A 16,268-nucleotide genomic window follows, 5' to 3' on the forward strand; every position below is an offset into this window, starting at 1 on the left:
GGTGACGGGGTAGAGTCGACCGTTGGTCGACCATCGCGCGCAGCGCGGGATTTCTGCGGTTGCTGCAAAGAGCAGTCGACCAACGGTCGACTCTACCGGAATCGCCCGCCGGGCTGCGGGTAACGTCGGGATCTGCGCGGCCGGTTGTTACAGCAGGTCGAGGACGCGCTCCGGCGGGCGGCACAGGCGCGTGCCCTTGGGCGCGCGCACCACTGGTCGATTGATCAGGCGTGGGTGCCCGGCCATGGCGGCCAGCAGGGTATCTTCATCGGCATCGGCCAGGCCCAGCTCGGCGAACGGGGCTTCCTTGCTGCGCACCAGCTCGCTGGCGGACAGCCCGGATTCGTCCAGCACCGCACGCAGCATCGCCTCGTCCGGTGGATTGCCCAGGTAGTCGACCACCACCGGATCGATGCCGGCGGCGCGGATCAACGCCAGCGCGCCGCGCGAGTTGCTGCACGCCGGGTTGTGCCAGATCGTCACCGTCATCAGAACCACTCCAGCAGCGATACGCCCACGCCCACGTAGGTGGCCTTGTGGTTGTAGTCGATCATGCTTTCGCCATAACCGTCGAAGACCTGGATGTGGCCGCGCAGCAGGTTGCTGATCGGGAACCCGTAATCGAGCTGCAGCGCGCCGTGCGAACGGTCACCGGTGCGCAGCGAATGGCGTGCCATCAGTGCCACTTCATGGCCGTTGCGGTTCCAGATCAAGGTCGCGTCGCCGCGGCCCATGTAATCCTCGATGTCCGGGTTGTTGTCATCGCTGCGCGATTCGGGAATGCGGTACCACGGGCGCAGCACCAGTGCCCAGTTCTCGCGGTCCAGGCCGATGTTGAGCATCACCCGGTTCCAGCTGCGCGACAGCGGATCGGCACGACCGTTGGACTGGTGGTTGAGGCTGATGCCGGTCATGCGCCCACGCCAGCCACCGATCGAGTAGCCGTTGCGGAACACCATCATCACTTCCGGCTCGTAATTGGTTTCGCGGAACGGACGCGAGTTTTCCGCGTTGTAGGCCTGCCAGCGCGAGCTCTGGGTGTAACCGGCCCAGATGTCGCCGTTGTCGCCGAACAGGTTCTCGGCAATCTTGGTCTTGAAGCTGATCTGGAACTTCAGTTCGGTGCTGTCCAGCACCTGCGGCGTGGTCACGCTGTTGGCCGGGTTCGGCGATTGCGGCGTCTGGTTCTTGTCGCTGGTCCAGAACGCGGGCAGCAGATAGACCGGCTTGTAGGCGCGCAGCTGGAACGGGCCCAGCTTGGAATCCTCAGCCAGCTCCCAGCGGCTGTCCAGCAGTGAACCCCGCCCGGCGTTGGCCAGCGCACTGTCATCCGGTGCCGGGCGGAAGATGTCGCCCACGCGGGCGCGCAGGTTCTCCTCGCCCTGGCTCAGGCGTGCGGCGCGGCGCTGTTCACGCAGGGCCTGGGCGGCCTGCTGGGCAGCGGCGTCGGCCTCAGCGGTGGCCTGGGCATTGCGGCCGAACAGCCGGTCGTAGCAGGACAGTCGTGCGGCATCGGTATCGATGGCGGCACAGCCGGCCGGCGTGGTGGTCGCGGTGGGCGCGATTTCCTGCGCGGCCAGTGGCGCGCTGGCCAAGGCGAGGGCCAGGGGCGCGAAGCGGGGGAGCAGCGTGGGGAGGGTCATTGCAGCAGGCCCTTCAGAGGATGAATACGGGAAGACGCACAGTGTGGCGGCTGCCCGCGGCAACGGCCAGCCCTTCGGTTTATGCCCGGCGCAGGTGTGGGCGCGGCGTGAAGGACGCCGCATCACAGGAACCAGGCGAACGCGAACAGGCCCAGCATGGCGATCACCACCGCCAGTTTGAGCGCCAGGCCCAGCAGGATGCCCAGCCAGGTGGCTAGGCCGACCTTGGTCGAGCGGCCCAGTTCGCGGGTGTGCCAGTACTCGCCCAGCAGCGCGCCCAGCAACGGACCGGCAAACAGGCCCACGGGCATGAAGAACAGGCCGACGATGCTGCCCACGAAGGTACCCCACAGGGCCTTGCGGCTGGCGCCCACGCGCTGCGCGCCCACCACCGTGGACAGGACGTCCACCAGCAGGGACAGCGCAGTGAGGACGCCCAGGGCCAGCAAGGTGGGCCAGCCGACATGGGCAAAGCCGTCAGCCCAAGCTGCGCAGAGCAGGCCGACGAAGACCAGGGGCACGCCGGGCAGGGCGGGCAGCACGATGCCGGCAAAGCCCACGAGGACCAGAACCGCAGCTAGCAGATACAAGATGAATGAGAGGTCCATGCTGCCCCGTATGGTGGTCTTTTTGGGCTTGACAGTGAAAGATTTTGCCAGTTGATTTTTCGTTTTGGTCAGGTTAAGTTGCAGTCGCTGAGCTTGGCAAGGTCACCGTGGATCGTGGCCTGATGAAGCAAGATCTCTTCGATCCGCTGCATCGTTGCACCTCGCTTCCCCCTTGCTTGTCAGCCGCCCAACCAGGCGTACCCAACAACAAGAGAGAGTCACCAGGGAGTGAGTGAGATGTCTGATCGCGAGACCGGTACCGTCAAGTGGTTCAACGATGCAAAGGGCTTCGGCTTCATCAGCCGTGAAAACGGCGAAGACGTGTTCGTGCATTTCCGTGCCATCCAGACCCAGGGCTTCAAGACCCTGCAGGAAGGCCAGAAGGTCACCTTCATCGCCGTCCAGGGCCAGAAGGGCATGCAGGCCGACGCAGTGCAGCCGGTCTGATCCGACCGCAGTGCATCGCACGAAAAAGGCCCGCGCAAGCGGGCCTTTTTCATTGTCAGCGGCGCCAGCCCGGTCAGCGCAGGATGACCCGGCCGTTGACCACGCGGACGTAGGTGTTTTCGCGGATGCCCGCTAGGTCGCGCTGGTTGACCACGACGGTGCGGCCATCATCCATGCGCACGGTAATGTCGTAGGTATCGCTGGTGACGTTCTTCTGGATCTGGTTGCCTGCGAGGGCACCACCGACCGCGCCCGCCGCTGCGGCGACATTCTTGTTGCCGCGGCTGCCACCGGTGTGGTCGGAGATCTCATGGCCGGCTACGGCGCCGACGATGCCGCCGAGGATCGCGCCGGTCGCGCTGGGCGCGGTGCGGCCCGAGGCGACGGTGTTGATCTGGGTCACGATGCCGCAGTCGGCGCAACGCCCCTGGTTGTAGCCGTTGTTGCCATAGCCGCCATTGTTGTAACCGCCATTGTTGTAACCACCGCCGCCGTAACCGGGCGAGGTGGCGCAGCCGGCCAGGGCAAGCGTAGCGATGGCGCTGGCGGCGATGAGCTGGATCTTCATGGGGCGTCTCCTGGCCGTGAAGGCGGGTGGAAGGGGTGATACTGCGTCATGCAGCAGGGTGGTCGAATCGTCCACTTTTCAATGTGAACGAGGTGCCAATCGCACCTGCCTTCCCCGGCTGGAAGATGAATCAGCGGAAGTCCTGGTGGCAGGCGCGGCAATCGTCCTGCACCGTCTGCACCACCTTGGCCAGGGCGGCACAGTCGCTGGGCGGTGCCGCCAGTGCGGCATTGAGGCTGGCGCGGTACTGGCTGGCATGCTGCTGGAAGCGTGCATCGTCCTTCAGTTTGGGAAACGCCAGATCGAAATCGTTGGACAGCAGCCGCAGCGACTGCAGGCGCGGCACGCTGTCGGCCAGGCTGCAGCGGTTCTGTTGCTGGGCCTGCTGCAGCAGTTCGGCCTGCCGTTGCATGACGTGCATCAGGCTGTGCGGGAAGGGATCGCGGCCGGCCTGCAGGGCGCGGCCGACCATGATCGTGGCGACCAGGCCGATCAGCAGGCCCAGGCCGAGCACGAAGAGGTAACGTTGGACGGCGGAAGGACGACGGGACGGGCTGGCGTTCATGCGTGTGCTCCTGGCGTGCAGCGGTGGGTTCGATGGCGGCCTGCTATGGCCGCTGCTGCCTGCACGTTAAAATAGCGGGATGAACGAACAGGTCAAACAACGCTTTGCCGGCATCGAACGGCTGTATGGCGTAGGTGCGCTCGAGCGCCTGCAGGGCAGCCGCGTGGCGGTGGTGGGCATGGGCGGTGTCGGCTCGTGGGTGGTGGAAGCGTTGGCCCGCTCGGCGGTCGGCCACCTGACCCTGATCGATGCCGACGACATCTGCGTGTCCAACACCAACCGGCAGCTGCCGGCGATGGAAGGCAACTACGGCCGCAACAAGTCCGACGCGATGGCCGAGCGCTGCCGCGCAATCAACCCGCAGATCGAGGTCGACGCCGTGCAGGCCTTCCTCACCAGCAGCAACATGGCCGAACTGCTGGACCGTGGTTTCGATCTGGTCATCGACGCCTGCGACAGTTTCCGGGTGAAGGTGGAAACCATCGCCTGGTGCCGCCGCCGCAAACTGCCGCTGCTGACCGTGGGCGCTGCCGGCGGCCGTACCGACCCGACCTTGGTACGCATCCGCGATGTCTCGCGTACCGAGCACGACGCGATGCTGGCGCTGATCCGCAAGAAGCTGCGCAGCGAGTTCAACTTCCCGAAGAACGCCAAGCGCTACTTCGGCGTGCCTGCGGTGTATTCGCTGGAGAATGTGAAGTACCCGCAGGCCGATGGCAGTGTCTGCGGCCTGCGTCCGAACCTGGGCGCCGATGCGGCGCTGAAGCTGGATTGCGGCGCCGGGTTGGGCGCGGCCACGCACATCACCGGCGCGTTCGCATTCGCCGCGGTCGGCAAGGCGCTGGAAATGCTGCTGGAACCGAAAAAAAAGGTAGTGCCGGCCGCTGGCCGGGATTCGGCCTGATTCGGTCATTCATTCGTGGGTTGTCGGCCAGCGGCCGGCACTACCTGGGATGCCCGTCGTCTGGTGCCAGGCGCGGAATGGTGACGACCGAACGGTAGTGCCGGCCGCTGGCCGGCATGCCCATCAGTGGGGCGGCAGCGCGAACAGCCGCCGCGCGTTCTCGCTGGTGGCCCGGGCCACGGCTTCAACGTCCATGCTACGCAGCGCGGCCACGTGGCGGGCGATCACCGACAGCCGTGCCGGCTCATTGCGCTGGCCACGGATGCCTGCATCGGGCTGGTCCGGCGCGTCGGTTTCCAGCAGCAGCTGCTGCAGCGGCATCTCGCGCACCAGGCGTTGCAGGCGCTGCGCGCGTTCATAGGTCAGCGGCCCGCCGAGGCCGACAAGGAAGCCCAGCTTGTCCAGTTGCGCGGCCTGTTCAGGGCTGCCGGAATAGCTGTGCACCACGCCACGCAGGCCGCCGATACGGCGGATCGCCGCAATCACCGCATCCACCGCGCGGCGCGCATGCACGATCACCGGCAGGTCGAAGTCGCGCGCCAGCGTCAGCTGGCCGACGAAATAGTCCTGCTGCGCTTCGGCGTCCAGCCCATCGACGAAGAAATCCAGGCCACATTCACCGATCGCGCAGGGGCGCTCGCGCTCGATCCAGTCGCGCAGCTGATGCAGGTGCTCGGGACGATGGTCGGCCAGGAACATCGGGTGCAGGCCGTAGGCGGGGTGCAGACCGGCAGCCTGCTGGCAGACCTCGCGCAGCTTGGGCCAGCTGGCGGCGGTCACCGCCGGCACCACCTGGGCCTGCACGCCGGCAGCACGGGCGCGGTCGATCACGGCCGCGCGGTCGGGATCGAACTCGCTGGCATCCAGATGGCAATGGCTGTCGATCAGCATGCTCAGCGCAGTTCCAGCGGTGGCGGCGTTGCCGCGCTGCGATTCTTCCAGTTGGCCAGCAGCAGGGTGCCCAGACCCAGCACCAGTTCGTCCACGAACGGGATAGGATCGGGAATGAACAGCGTCAGCGCAAACAGGCCGGCGGTGAGCTTGAACAGGGTGGGGTAGCGCAGCCGGCGCGCCCATTGCAGGACCGGCAGCAGCATCGGGTTGGCCATGGCGGAGCTCCTTGTGGGCAGGATGCAAACGCTACCACGGGCCGTGCATTTCCCGAGGCTGAATGGGTTACGGCCATGAGCAGGAATTGTGGAGATTCCGTTCAGGCAGGCCATGCTGCAATCTGCATTGAAAACGTCGCGGACGGTCCGCAAGGAGCAGGTCATGAAAAGCACAACAACAACGGTCCTGGTCGCAGCGGGCGCGCTGCTGGTGGGTGGCATTGCCACGGCTGCTTTCATGAAAAGTGGCGACAAGGCACCGGACGCGCTGGGCGCGGCAAATCCTGCGGAATCGCGCCTGGTCGATGGCAGCGCTGCCGATGATGGTGCGCGCGGCGATGCCGTTGATGCCACTGCCCCGCGTGGTCTGGAATATGCCGACGTGCTGAAGGTCGACCCACTCACCGAGAAGCAGAAGGCATATGCCACGGTCATCGGCACCGAGCCGGTGCGCGAGACCTCCACCACCCAGACCCCGCATGAAGTCTGCCAGGACGTGGTCGTGCAGGAGCGCCTGCCCGAACGTGACGGCAATGTCGGCGGCACGGTGGTCGGCGCCGTGGTGGGTGGCCTGCTGGGCAACCAGGTTGGTGGCGGCAACGGCAGGAAAGCCGCCACTGCTGCTGGCGCCGTGGCGGGTGGCTTCATCGGCAACCAGGTGGACAAGCGCCACGTGGGTGGCCGCGTGGTCAACCGTACCGAGCGCCAGTGCCACACTGAAACGGCGACGTCCGAGTCCAGCCGCGTGACCGGTTACAACGTGACCTATCGCAACGAAGACGGCACCACCGGCACCATGCGCATGGCCAGCAAGCCGGGCACCCGCATCCCGATGGGCACCAACGATGTGGTCAAGGGCTACAACGTGACCTACCGTTACGATGGCGCCGAGAAGACCGTACGCATGGACAACAAGCCGGCCAGCGACCGCCTGCCGGTGGTGGACGGCCAGCTGGTCACGCAGACGGCGGCCGCGGGTGACGCGGCGGCCAACCGCCAGTAACGCGTTGCCTGCAGCAGGTTTGGGACAGGCCGGCTTTTGCCGGCCTGTTTCGTTGCAGCCGTTCGGCTATTCCATGTTCAGCGTCACCGAAAAAGCCAGTGGGAATGGGTCGCGCGCATGGGCCCTTGGCAGCCGTTGGGCTGGCCGGGCCCAGAAGTGGGCGGGAGCATCCGCCGCGCCAGCTGGGGCCGCGGCTACGCCCCGGAAGCGGCGGTGGCTGCCATCGACTGGGCGTTGGAGACGCTGGGGTGGGACGAGGTGATCCACACCATCGCCGATGACAACGAGACGTCGAGGGTGGGCGCCCGCAGGATCGGCAGCAGCCTGCTGCGCAGGGGGGCCAGTTGCCGCCGCCCTATTAGGGCAAGCCACTGCAGATCTGGGGGCAGTCACGCGCGCACTGGCAGCAGCGCGGGCGTTGATGCTGCACCCGCGCTTGGCACCGGCCGATGTGCTTGCCAGACTGCACGCAGCCGGCTGTCGGCCGGGATTCGCTGGAGCAGGCAATGGTGGATGAGCGCGTTCCGTTGACGGTGCATGGCATGTCGGTGTCGGGCAATTGCCACAAGGTGCGGTTGCTGCTGGAGCAGCTCGGCAGCCGTTACCGCTGGGTGGAAGTGGACAGCGCGCATGGGCAGACCCACACGCCTGAATTCCTGGCCCTCAATCCCAACGCCAAGGTGCCGTTGATCGTGCGCGACGATGGCCGCGTGCTGACCGAATCCAACGCGATTCTGTTCTGGCTGGCCGAAGGTACGCCCTACCTGCCCACCGATGGCTGGGAGCGCGCGCAGGCGCTGAGCTGGATGTTCTTCGAGCAGTACAGCCACGAGCCCTGCGTGGCGGTGGCGCGCTTCATCCGTGGCTGGACCGCGCTGGATTCCCCGCGTCGGGCCGAACTGCCGCGGCTGCAGGAACGTGCGGCCACGGCGCTGGCGGTGATGGAGCAGCACCTGCGGCAGGCGCAATGGTTCACCGGCAGCGAATACGGCATCGCCGACATCGCGCTGTTCGCCTATACCGACGTTGCCGCTGATGGTGGCATCGACCTGCAGCCGTTCGTGGAAGTGCGCGCGTGGCTGCAGCGCGTGCGCGAGCAGCCGCGGTTCGTGGCGATGCCAGCGGTGGCTGCCGAGGTGCGTGCCCGCCTGGAGGGGCGCGGGTAGCGTCGAGCTTGCCGCGAAAGCCGGTACGGTAGCGCCGGGCCACGCCCGGCGGAATGCAACAACGGCACGGAGGGTGTTCGATGTTTGCTGTGGTTCCCGATCCGATCCCCGCACGCATGCGCGTGCTCAACCGCGCCGAAGTGTGCGACGTCAATTTTCTCGAGGCGGTGCGTGGCTGGCGTGGGTTGCCGCGCCCGAAGCCGGCGCCGGATGCGCCGATCCTGCCGGGCAGCACGCTGACCGCAGCGGCGTTCGCCGAGCTGTTCGATTCGCAGCTGGCCAGCCGCCAGCTGGATCTGATGGCGCGCGTGCTGCGCGTGCAGAACAAGGTCTTCTACACCATCGGCTCGTCCGGCCATGAGGGCAACGCGCTGCTGGCACGAGCCTGCCGGCATACCGATCCGGCGTTCCTGCATTACCGCTCCGGCGCCTTCATGGCCGAGCGTGCGCGGCAGGTGCCGGGCCTGGATGCCTTGCGGGACGCTGCGCTGTCCTTTGCCGCCAGCGCCGATGACCCGGCCAGCGGCGGCCGCCACAAGGTCTGGGGCAGCCGCCCGCTGTGGGTACTGCCGCAGACCTCGACCATCGCCTCGCACCTGCCCAAGGCACTGGGCACGGCGCTGGCCATCGAAAGCGGCAAGCGCCTGGGCCAGTCGCTGCCGATTCCCGCCGACAGCATCGTGCTGTGTTCCTTCGGCGATGCCTCGGCCAACCACGCCACCGCGCAGACCGCCTTCAATACCGCGATGTGGTCGGCCTACCAGAAGCTGCCGGCGCCGGTCCTGTTCGTCTGCGAGGACAACGGCCTGGGCATTTCGGTGAAGACCCCGGAAGGCTGGATTGCCGAGCGGTTCAGCCGCCAGCCGGGGCTGGACTACTACTACGCCGACGGACTGGATCTGGCCGCGGGCCATGTGCAGGTGCAGGCGGCGGTGGAACATTGCCGGCGCACGCGTCGACCGACCTTCCTGCACCTGCGCACCACGCGGCTGATGGGCCACGCAGGTACCGACTTCGAAGTGGAATGGCGCGCGCTGGCGGATCTGTGCGCGGCCGAGGCACTGGACCCGCTGCGGCGTTCGGCGCAGATCGCGCTGGAATCGGGTTGGATGGATGCCGCCGGCATCGAGGCGGCCTATGAGACCCTGCGCGCGCGCTGCCTGGCGGCGGCTGCCGAGGCCGAGGGCCGGCCGAAGCTGCAGTCGCTGGAGGAAGTAGTGGCGCCTCTGGCACCGTACACGCCGGCGGCGGTGATGGCCGAGGCGCAGCGCCCGGTGCCGGCCGAGGCGCGCGAGGCCCTGTACGGCGGTGCCGACGCGCTGCCGGAGCGGCAGCCGCCGCGGCATCTGGCGGTGCAGATCAACCATGCCCTGCAGGAACTGCTGTGCAAGTACCCGCAGGCGCTGCTGTTCGGCGAGGATGTGGCGCAGAAGGGCGGTGTCTACACGGTTACCAAGGACCTGCTGCGCCGCTTCGGCCCGCGCCGGGTGTTCAACACCCTGCTGGACGAGACGATGATCCTGGGCCTGGCCCAGGGCCTGGCCAACATGGGCCTGCTGCCGATCCCGGAAATCCAGTACCTGGCCTACCTGCACAACGCCATCGACCAGCTGCGCGGCGAAGCCTGTTCGCTGCAGTTTTTCTCCAACGACCAGTTCCGCAACCCGATGCTGGTGCGGGTGGCCGGGCTGGGCTACCAGAAGGGGTTCGGTGGCCATTTCCACAACGACAACTCGATCACCGCGCTGCGCGACATTCCCGGGCTGGTGGTGGGCTGCCCGTCACGCGGGGACGATGCGGTGATGATGCTGCGCACGTTGGCGGCGCTGGCCCGGGTGGATGGCCGGGTGGCCGTGTTCCTGGAACCGATCGCGTTGTACATGAGCAAGGACCTGCATGCGGCTGGTGATGGCCAGTGGCTGTTCGACTACCCGCCGCCGGGGCAGGCGCTGGTGCTGGGCGAGGGCCGGGTCCATGCGCCTGATGCCGAGGATCTGGTGGTGTTCACCTATGGCAACGGCGTGCCGATGGCGCTGCGCGCGGTGCCTGCCATCGAAGCGCAGACCGGCTGGCAGGTGCGGGTGGTCGACCTGCGCTGGCTGGTGCCGCTGGATGCGGGGTTCATCGCTGGCCAGGCCGCCAGCGCCCGGCGGGTGCTGGTGCTGGATGAAGGCCGCCACAGTGGCGGGGTGGGCGAGGGCGTGGTTACCGCACTGGTCGAGGCCGGCCATGGTCACCTGCCGCTGCGGCGGGTCTGCGGCGCCGATACCTATACGCCGCTGGCGGGGGCAGCAATGTTTGGGCTTCCAAGCGACAATGCGGTGATTGGCGCCGCCCTCGACCTGGCGCAGGAACCCTGATGCATGTGTGGATTGGCGGGAATGTTGTTGCCGGCGGCGCAGTCGCCGGCCGAGGTGCTGCAGGCGCAGGCGCTGGCCATGGGGCAGGCGCTGCACCACCGCGGGCCGGATGATGGCGGCACCTGGGTCGACGCCACGGCCGGCATCGCCCTGGCGCACCGCCGCCTGAGCATCCTGGACCTGTCACCGCTGGGCCACCAGCCGATGGCCTCGGCCGACGGCCGTTACGTGATGGCCTACAACGGCGAGGTCTACACCTTCGCCGCCCTGCGTGACGAGCTGGAACCGCTGGGCCATGCCTTCCGCGGCCATTCCGATACCGAGGTGCTGCTGGCGGCGATCCTGCAGTGGGGCGTCGAGGACACCCTGCAGCGCGCCAACGGCATGTTTGCCATCGCCCTGTGGGACCGCCAGGAGCAGTGCCTGTGGCTGGCCCGCGACCGGGTGGGCAAGAAGCCGCTGTACTACGGCTGGGCCGGCGACACGCTGGTCTTCGGTTCGGAACTGAAGGCCTTGTGGCAGCACCCGGACTTCGACAACGACATCGACCGTGATGCCCTGACCCTGCTGCTGCGCCTGGATTACATTCCGGCCCCGCACAGCATCCACCAGCGCTGCTACAAGCTGATGCCCGGCCGCGTGCTGCGCCTGGACGCGGCGATGGTGGCCGCCGGCGCGGCCGCGCACCGCCCCGAGCAGGTGCAGCGCCCGTACTGGGATGCCCGTGCGCGCATGCAGGCGGCCTTGGCTGCACCGTTCCAGGGCCGCATCGAGGACGCCGAGGAACAGCTGGACGTCCTGCTGCGCGATGCCGTGGCGCTGCGCATGGTGGCCGACGTTCCGGTGGGTGTGTTCCTTTCCGGCGGCACCGATTCATCACTGGTGGCGGCGTTGATGCAGGCGCAGAGCACGCCGCCGGTGCACAGCTTCAGCATCGGCTTCAGTGGCTCGCACCATGACGAAGCGCCGCTGGCCAAGGAGCTGGCAGGCCACCTCGGCTGCGACCACACCGAACTCTATGTGAGTGGCGCCGATGCGCTGGCCGTGGTGCCACAGTTGCCGGCGATGTTCGATGAGCCCTTCGCCGATGCGTCGCAGGTGCCGACCGCGCTGGTCGCGCGCCTGGCGCGCCAGGGCGTGACGGTGGCCCTGTCCGGCGACGGTGGCGACGAGCTGTTCTTCGGCTACACCCGCTACGTACGCGCGCTGCGCAACTGGCAGATGCTGGGCCGCGTGCCGGCGCCGCTGCGGCGCTGGATGGGCGCGCGTGCGCACCGGCAGGGCGAGGCCTCACGCACCGGTGGCCTGGCCGCGCTGCTGGCCGAGACCGGCGCGCGTGGCATCGGCGATGTCTACCGCAACCGCATTTCGCGCTGGCGCGACCCGGCAGCGGCGGTGATAGGCGCACGCGAGGCCGGCAGCTTCTACGACCTGGCCGACCCGCTGCACGGCGCGGGTACCCCGGCCGATGCGATGATGCTGGCCGACTTCGTCAGCTACCTGCCCGACGACCTGCTGTGCAAGGTCGACCGCACCTCGATGGCAGTCAGCCTGGAGGCCCGTGCGCCGCTGCTGGACTGGCGCGTGGCTGAATTCGCGTGGTCGCTGCCGTTGGCCTTCAAGCGCAGCGAGGACACCAGCAAGGTGCTGCTCAAGCGCGTGCTCGGCCGTTATGTGCCGCCGTCAATGGTGCACCGGCCCAAGCGCGGCTTCGGCGCGCCGGTGAGTGACTGGCTCAAGGGCGACCTGCGGCCATGGGCCGATGATCTGCTGCAGCCGGCGAGGCTGGAACGCGAAGGCGTGCTGTCGGCGGCCGCCGTGCAGCCGCTGTGGCAGCAGTTCCTGGGTGGCCAGCGCAAGTGGCATACCCACCTGTGGAACGTGCTGATGTTCCAGGCCTGGCAGGACCATTGGCGGCAGGTGCGTGCGGGCGTGGCGCGCGGTTGATCTTCACCGTGGCACAGCGGGGCGGCCGCTACGCTGGCGTTTTCCCGTCAGGAGTGTCCCGCCATGCCTGTTCCCACCATCGCCGTGTTCGTTGGCAGCCTGCGCAAGGAATCCTGCAACCGCAGGCTGGCCTTGGCACTGGAAAAACTGGCCGGTGATCGAGCGCGTTTCCAGTACGTGCGCATCGATGATCTGCCGCTGTACAACCAGGATTTCGATGGCAGCTACCCGGCCCAGGGTACGCGCCTGAAGGACGAGGTGCGCAGCGCCGACGCAGTGCTGTTCGTCACCCCGGAATACAACCGCTCGGTGCCGGGCGTGCTGAAGAACGCCATCGACATCGGCTCGCGGCCATACGGCGACAGCGCCTTCGGTGGAAAACCGGCAGCGGTTATCGGCGCTTCCATCGGCCAGATCGGCACGGCGGTGGCCCAGCAGCACCTGCGCAACACCCTGGCCTTCCTGGACATGCACGTGCTCGGTCAACCCGAAGCGTTCATTCATTTCAAGGATGAGCTGATCGGCGCCGACGGGACGATCCATAACGAGGGCACGCAGAAATTCCTGCAGGGCTACGTGGACCGGTTCCTGAAGCTGATCGCGGTGCACGGCAAGGGCGATTGACGCTGTTTTCGGTGTCAGAGCCCTCTGCTGTGCAGAGGGATCCGACGCCCTGCTGACGGGGGCGGATCCTGTCGCGCAGCGACGGGCTCTGACCCCGACCATGCGATAATGGGATCTCATAGGCCGGACAAGCACGTCGCACCGCGGCGGATATCCCCCGTTCTTCCACGGCTTATCCACAGGCTTGTCCATGCGTCGGGGTCGGCGCATGCCTACACTCGTCTGGCCCACTTTCGCAGGAAACACCGCAGCATGTCCGCCCGCCCCGGCTTCCGTTCCAACCGCAAAGAGCGCGGTGATGGCTTCGACCGCGACCGCGACGAGTCGCGCATCGATCAGTTGCGCGTGCCGCCGCACTCGGTGGAAGCCGAACAGGCGGTGCTGGGTGGCCTGATGCTGGCGCCAGAGGCTTATGATCGGGTCAACGACCAGCTGACCGAGACCGACTTCTACCGTCGCGACCACCAGATGATCTACCGCGCGATCCGCGAGCTGTCCGAGCGCGAGCGCCCGTTCGATGCGGTGACCCTGGGCGAGTGGTTCGAATCGCAGGGCAGGATGGAACTGGTGGGCGATGGCGCCTACCTGATCGAGCTGGCCAGCACCACGCCGTCGGCGGCCAACATCGTGGCCTATGCCGAGATCGTGCGAGACAAGGCAGTGCTGCGGCAGCTGATCCAGGTCGGCACCGATATCGTCAACGACGGCTTCCAGCCGGAAGGTCGCGACAGCAGCGAGCTGTTGGCCTCGGCCGAAAAAAGCGTGTTCGCCATTGCCGAACAGGGCGCGCGCGGGCGTACCGATTTCGTGGCGATGCCCGGCGCGCTGAAGGATGCCTTCGAAGAGCTGCGCAACCGTTTCGAGAACGGTGGCAACATCACCGGCCTGCCGACCGGCTATACCGACTTCGATGCGATGACCGCCGGCCTGCAGCCGACCGACCTGATCATCCTGGCCGCGCGCCCGGCCATGGGCAAGACGACCTTCGCGCTGAACATCGCAGAATATGCGGCGATCAAGTCGAAGAAGGGCGTGGCCGTATTCTCGATGGAAATGTCCGCTTCGCAGCTGGCGATGCGTCTGATTTCCTCCAACGGCCGCATCAACGCGCAGCGCCTGCGTACCGGCCAGCTGGAAGACGAAGATTGGAGCCGCGTCACCAGTGCGATCAAGATGCTGAAGGAAACCAAGATCTTCATCGACGATACGCCGGGCGTGTCGCCGGAGATCCTGCGTTCCAAGTGCCGACGCCTGAAGCGCGAACATGATCTGGGGCTGATCGTGATCGACTACCTGCAGTTGATGAGCGTGCCGGGCAACAGCGAAAACCGTGCGACCGAAATTTCGGAAATTTCGCGTTCGCTCAAGGGTCTGGCCAAGGAACTGAACGTGCCGGTGATCGCGCTTTCGCAGCTCAACCGATCGCTGGAAACGCGTACCGACAAGCGCCCGGTGATGGCCGACCTTCGTGAATCGGGCGCAATCGAGCAGGACGCGGACATGATCGTGTTCATCTACCGCGATGACTACTACAACAAGGAAAATTCGCCGGACAAGGGCCTGGCCGAGATCATCATCGGCAAGCACCGTGGCGGCCCCACCGGTTCGTGCAAGCTGAAGTTCTTCGGCGAGTACACCCGCTTCGACAACCTGGCCCACGACTCGGTCGGTTCGTTCGAATAAGCCCCCGCGGTGTTTCGGTAGCGCCGGGCCATGCCCGGCGGCTTCCCCCGGTTTCGTCAGCTCCAGCCCGGTTTCGTCGCAAACCGTTTGCGGCCACCGGGGCAGGGCGCCATGGTGTCCGCAGGCGGCAGGGTGCCGCCCAAGGAGACCGTCATGAAGACCCTGTTCGCATTGGGCGTGTGGTGCCTGCTGTTCGTGCTGTGCTGGCCGTTGGCGGTCCTCGCCCTGCTGCTGTGGCCGCTGGTGTGGCTGTTGAGCCTGCCGTTCCGCCTGGTCGGCATTACCTTCTCGGCCCTGTTCGCCTTCCTGCGTGCGCTGTTCATGCTGCCCGCGCGCGTGCTGGGCGGCCGGGCGGCGGTCGCATGAGGGCGCTGTTGATGGTCGGGCTGGCTCTGCTGGCGGGCCCGGTACTGGCTGAACCGCCGGCACCGACGCCGTCTTCAGCGTGGCTGGAGCGGCAGCAGCTGGCGGGTGCCGACGAGGCGGATGCGGCGGGAGCGAAGGCTTCGGAGGTGCCCAAGACCAAGCAGCGCTGCCGTGTCGTGAAGGAATGGAAGCGCGGTGAGACGGTGGTGCCGCGTGAGGTCTGTGGCGATCCGCTGAAGAAACCGGCTGGAAAGGTGTAGCGCCGAGCCTATGCTCGGCCCCGCATCAGGCGGCCATCTCCTGCAGAGCCGAGCCCATGCTCGGCTGCTTCCTGCACTGGCCAGCCGAGCATGGGCTCGGTTCTACGACAGTGCGGTTCACTCTCGGCTGCTTTTCGCACATCCGGTCGTAGCTCTGGGTGGCGCTGCAGTGTTGTTGAGCTGACCTTGCCGCACAGACAAAAAACCCTGCCGAAGCGGGGTTTTTCGTATCCAGTCGTGGCGGCCAGCGGCCGGCACTACCAGTGGACGATCAGTTCGCCTTGTGGATGGCGCGCTTGCTGACCGCCATGGCGGCGTCGTGCACGACTTCCGACAGCGACGGGTGGGCGTGGCAGATGCGGGCCAGGTCATCGGCCGAGCCGCTGAACTCCATGGTCAGCACACCTTCGTGCACCAGCTCGGAGACGTTGGCGCCGACCAGGTGCATGCCGAGGATGCGATCGGTTTCGGCATGGGCCAGGATCTTCACGAAGCCTGCCGGTTCGATCATCGCCACGGCGCGACCGTTGGCGGCGAACGGGAAGCTGCCGGCCTTGTACGGAATGCCTTCGGCCTTCAGCTGGGCTTCGGTCTTGCCGACCCAGGCCAGTTCCGGCTCGGTGTAGATAACCCACGGGATGGTGTCGAAGTTGACGTGGCCCGGGAGGCCGGCGATCAGTTCGGCCACCGCGATGCCTTCCTCGAAGCCCTTGTGCGCCAGCATCGGGCCGCGCACGCAGTCACCGACCGCCCAGACGCCGTTGACGCCGGTGTGGCAGTGCGCGTCCACTTCGATCTGGCCACGCTCGTTGATCTTGACGCCGGTGCCTTCAGCCAGCAGGCCCTTGGTGGCGGCGCGACGGCCAACGGCCACCAGCAGCTTGTCCACGGTCAGGGTCTTCTCGCCTTCGCTGTCGGTGTAGGTGTCGAGCTGGACGGCGTGACTTTCCCGGCCGCCGAGATCGAGCTGGTGTTCATCGATCCGTCCGACGACGGCGATGCCGGTGCGATGTTC

Annotated in this window: 18 protein-coding genes and 1 pseudogene; 11 read left to right on the forward strand and 8 right to left on the reverse strand. The window is 67.0% G+C overall.

Annotation, left to right across the window (positions count from 1 at the left end):
- Positions 1-147 precede the first annotated feature (147 nt).
- The 3 genes from arsC to ACQKDV_RS07570 form a co-directional block, all read right to left on the reverse strand.
- Positions 148-489, reverse strand: a complete 342-nt coding sequence (gene arsC, locus ACQKDV_RS07560; RefSeq protein WP_427783137.1) for an arsenate reductase (glutaredoxin) — start codon at positions 487-489, stop codon at positions 148-150.
- Positions 489-1,643 carry a phospholipase A gene (locus tag ACQKDV_RS07565; protein ID WP_427783138.1) on the reverse strand — a complete coding sequence of 385 codons (1,155 nt, stop codon included), beginning with the start codon at positions 1,641-1,643 and terminating at the stop codon, positions 489-491. The genes arsC and ACQKDV_RS07565 overlap by 1 nt, the downstream gene beginning before the upstream one ends.
- Before the next feature lie 122 nt (positions 1,644-1,765).
- Positions 1,766-2,251 (reverse strand): DUF456 domain-containing protein, encoded by a 486-nt coding sequence (locus ACQKDV_RS07570; protein ID WP_427783139.1) that lies wholly within the window; start codon positions 2,249-2,251, stop codon positions 1,766-1,768.
- Positions 2,252-2,488: 237 nt separating this feature from the next.
- Here ACQKDV_RS07570 and ACQKDV_RS07575 point away from each other — a divergent pair, with 237 nt between their 5' ends.
- A complete protein-coding gene (locus ACQKDV_RS07575; RefSeq protein ID WP_427783140.1) occupies positions 2,489-2,698 on the forward strand; it encodes a cold-shock protein in 210 nt (69 codons plus the stop codon).
- A gap of 73 nt (positions 2,699-2,771) precedes the next feature.
- Here ACQKDV_RS07575 and ACQKDV_RS07580 read toward each other — a convergent pair whose 3' ends face one another.
- Both ACQKDV_RS07580 and ACQKDV_RS07585 read right to left on the reverse strand, forming a co-directional pair.
- Complete coding sequence (locus tag ACQKDV_RS07580; RefSeq protein ID WP_427783141.1) at positions 2,772-3,266, reverse strand: glycine zipper 2TM domain-containing protein; 495 nt, start codon at positions 3,264-3,266, stop codon at positions 2,772-2,774.
- Positions 3,267-3,396: 130 nt separating this feature from the next.
- Positions 3,397-3,831: a cytochrome c gene (locus tag ACQKDV_RS07585; protein WP_427783142.1), complete on the reverse strand. Its 435-nt coding sequence runs from the start codon at positions 3,829-3,831 to the stop codon at positions 3,397-3,399.
- Between the two features lie 79 nt (positions 3,832-3,910).
- Here ACQKDV_RS07585 and ACQKDV_RS07590 point away from each other — a divergent pair, with 79 nt between their 5' ends.
- On the forward strand, positions 3,911-4,735 hold the full coding sequence (locus ACQKDV_RS07590) for a tRNA threonylcarbamoyladenosine dehydratase (RefSeq protein ID WP_427783143.1): 825 nt from the start codon (positions 3,911-3,913) through the stop codon (positions 4,733-4,735).
- A 123-nt stretch (positions 4,736-4,858) separates the two neighbouring features.
- Here ACQKDV_RS07590 and ACQKDV_RS07595 read toward each other — a convergent pair whose 3' ends face one another.
- Together ACQKDV_RS07595 and ACQKDV_RS07600 are read right to left on the reverse strand one after the other, a co-directional pair.
- A complete protein-coding gene (locus ACQKDV_RS07595) occupies positions 4,859-5,632 on the reverse strand; it encodes a TatD family hydrolase (RefSeq protein ID WP_427783154.1) in 774 nt (257 codons plus the stop codon).
- On the reverse strand, positions 5,629-5,844 hold the full coding sequence (locus tag ACQKDV_RS07600; RefSeq protein WP_427783144.1) for a DUF6116 family protein: 216 nt from the start codon (positions 5,842-5,844) through the stop codon (positions 5,629-5,631). Before ACQKDV_RS07600 ends, ACQKDV_RS07595 begins: the two co-directional genes overlap by 4 nt.
- A 163-nt stretch (positions 5,845-6,007) precedes the next feature.
- On the opposite strand from ACQKDV_RS07600, the gene ACQKDV_RS07605 reads away from it, so the two are divergent.
- The 9 genes and pseudogenes from ACQKDV_RS07605 (at position 6,008) to ACQKDV_RS07645 (ending at position 15,253) form a co-directional block, all read left to right on the forward strand.
- Positions 6,008-6,847: a glycine zipper 2TM domain-containing protein gene (locus tag ACQKDV_RS07605; RefSeq protein WP_427783145.1), complete on the forward strand. Its 840-nt coding sequence runs from the start codon at positions 6,008-6,010 to the stop codon at positions 6,845-6,847.
- A gap of 31 nt (positions 6,848-6,878) precedes the next feature.
- Positions 6,879-7,209: pseudogene (locus ACQKDV_RS07610) on the forward strand (GNAT family N-acetyltransferase); the annotation flags it as partial.
- Positions 7,210-7,353: 144 nt separating this feature from the next.
- A complete protein-coding gene (locus ACQKDV_RS07615; protein WP_427783146.1) occupies positions 7,354-8,013 on the forward strand; it encodes a glutathione S-transferase family protein in 660 nt (219 codons plus the stop codon).
- 80 nt (positions 8,014-8,093) lie between these two features.
- Positions 8,094-10,373 carry a transketolase C-terminal domain-containing protein gene (locus tag ACQKDV_RS07620; RefSeq protein WP_427783147.1) on the forward strand — a complete coding sequence of 760 codons (2,280 nt, stop codon included), beginning with the start codon at positions 8,094-8,096 and terminating at the stop codon, positions 10,371-10,373.
- 3 nt (positions 10,374-10,376) lie between these two features.
- The gene (gene asnB, locus ACQKDV_RS07625) at positions 10,377-12,320 is read left to right on the forward strand and encodes an asparagine synthase (glutamine-hydrolyzing) (RefSeq protein WP_427783148.1); all 1,944 of its coding nucleotides are present in this window, start codon (positions 10,377-10,379) and stop codon (positions 12,318-12,320) included.
- 63 nt (positions 12,321-12,383) lie between these two features.
- Positions 12,384-12,944, forward strand: a complete 561-nt coding sequence (locus tag ACQKDV_RS07630) for an NADPH-dependent FMN reductase (protein WP_427783149.1) — start codon at positions 12,384-12,386, stop codon at positions 12,942-12,944.
- A 252-nt stretch (positions 12,945-13,196) separates the two neighbouring features.
- Entirely contained in the window at positions 13,197-14,627 is a 1,431-nt protein-coding gene (locus ACQKDV_RS07635; protein WP_427783150.1) for a replicative DNA helicase, read from the forward strand.
- Positions 14,628-14,780: 153 nt separating this feature from the next.
- Positions 14,781-14,993 (forward strand): hypothetical protein, encoded by a 213-nt coding sequence (locus tag ACQKDV_RS07640; protein WP_427783151.1) that lies wholly within the window; start codon positions 14,781-14,783, stop codon positions 14,991-14,993.
- Entirely contained in the window at positions 14,990-15,253 is a 264-nt protein-coding gene (locus ACQKDV_RS07645; RefSeq protein WP_427783152.1) for a hypothetical protein, read from the forward strand. Before ACQKDV_RS07640 ends, ACQKDV_RS07645 begins: the two co-directional genes overlap by 4 nt.
- 271 nt (positions 15,254-15,524) lie before the next feature.
- On the opposite strand, the gene ACQKDV_RS07650 is transcribed toward ACQKDV_RS07645, so the two are convergent.
- Positions 15,525-16,268 (reverse strand): FAD-dependent oxidoreductase (locus tag ACQKDV_RS07650; RefSeq protein ID WP_427783153.1); only part of this gene is annotated, 744 nt, incomplete at its 5' end.

Source organism: Stenotrophomonas sp. NPDC077659 (assembly GCF_050268705.1).
Taxonomy (GTDB): Bacteria; Pseudomonadota; Gammaproteobacteria; order Xanthomonadales; family Xanthomonadaceae; genus Stenotrophomonas.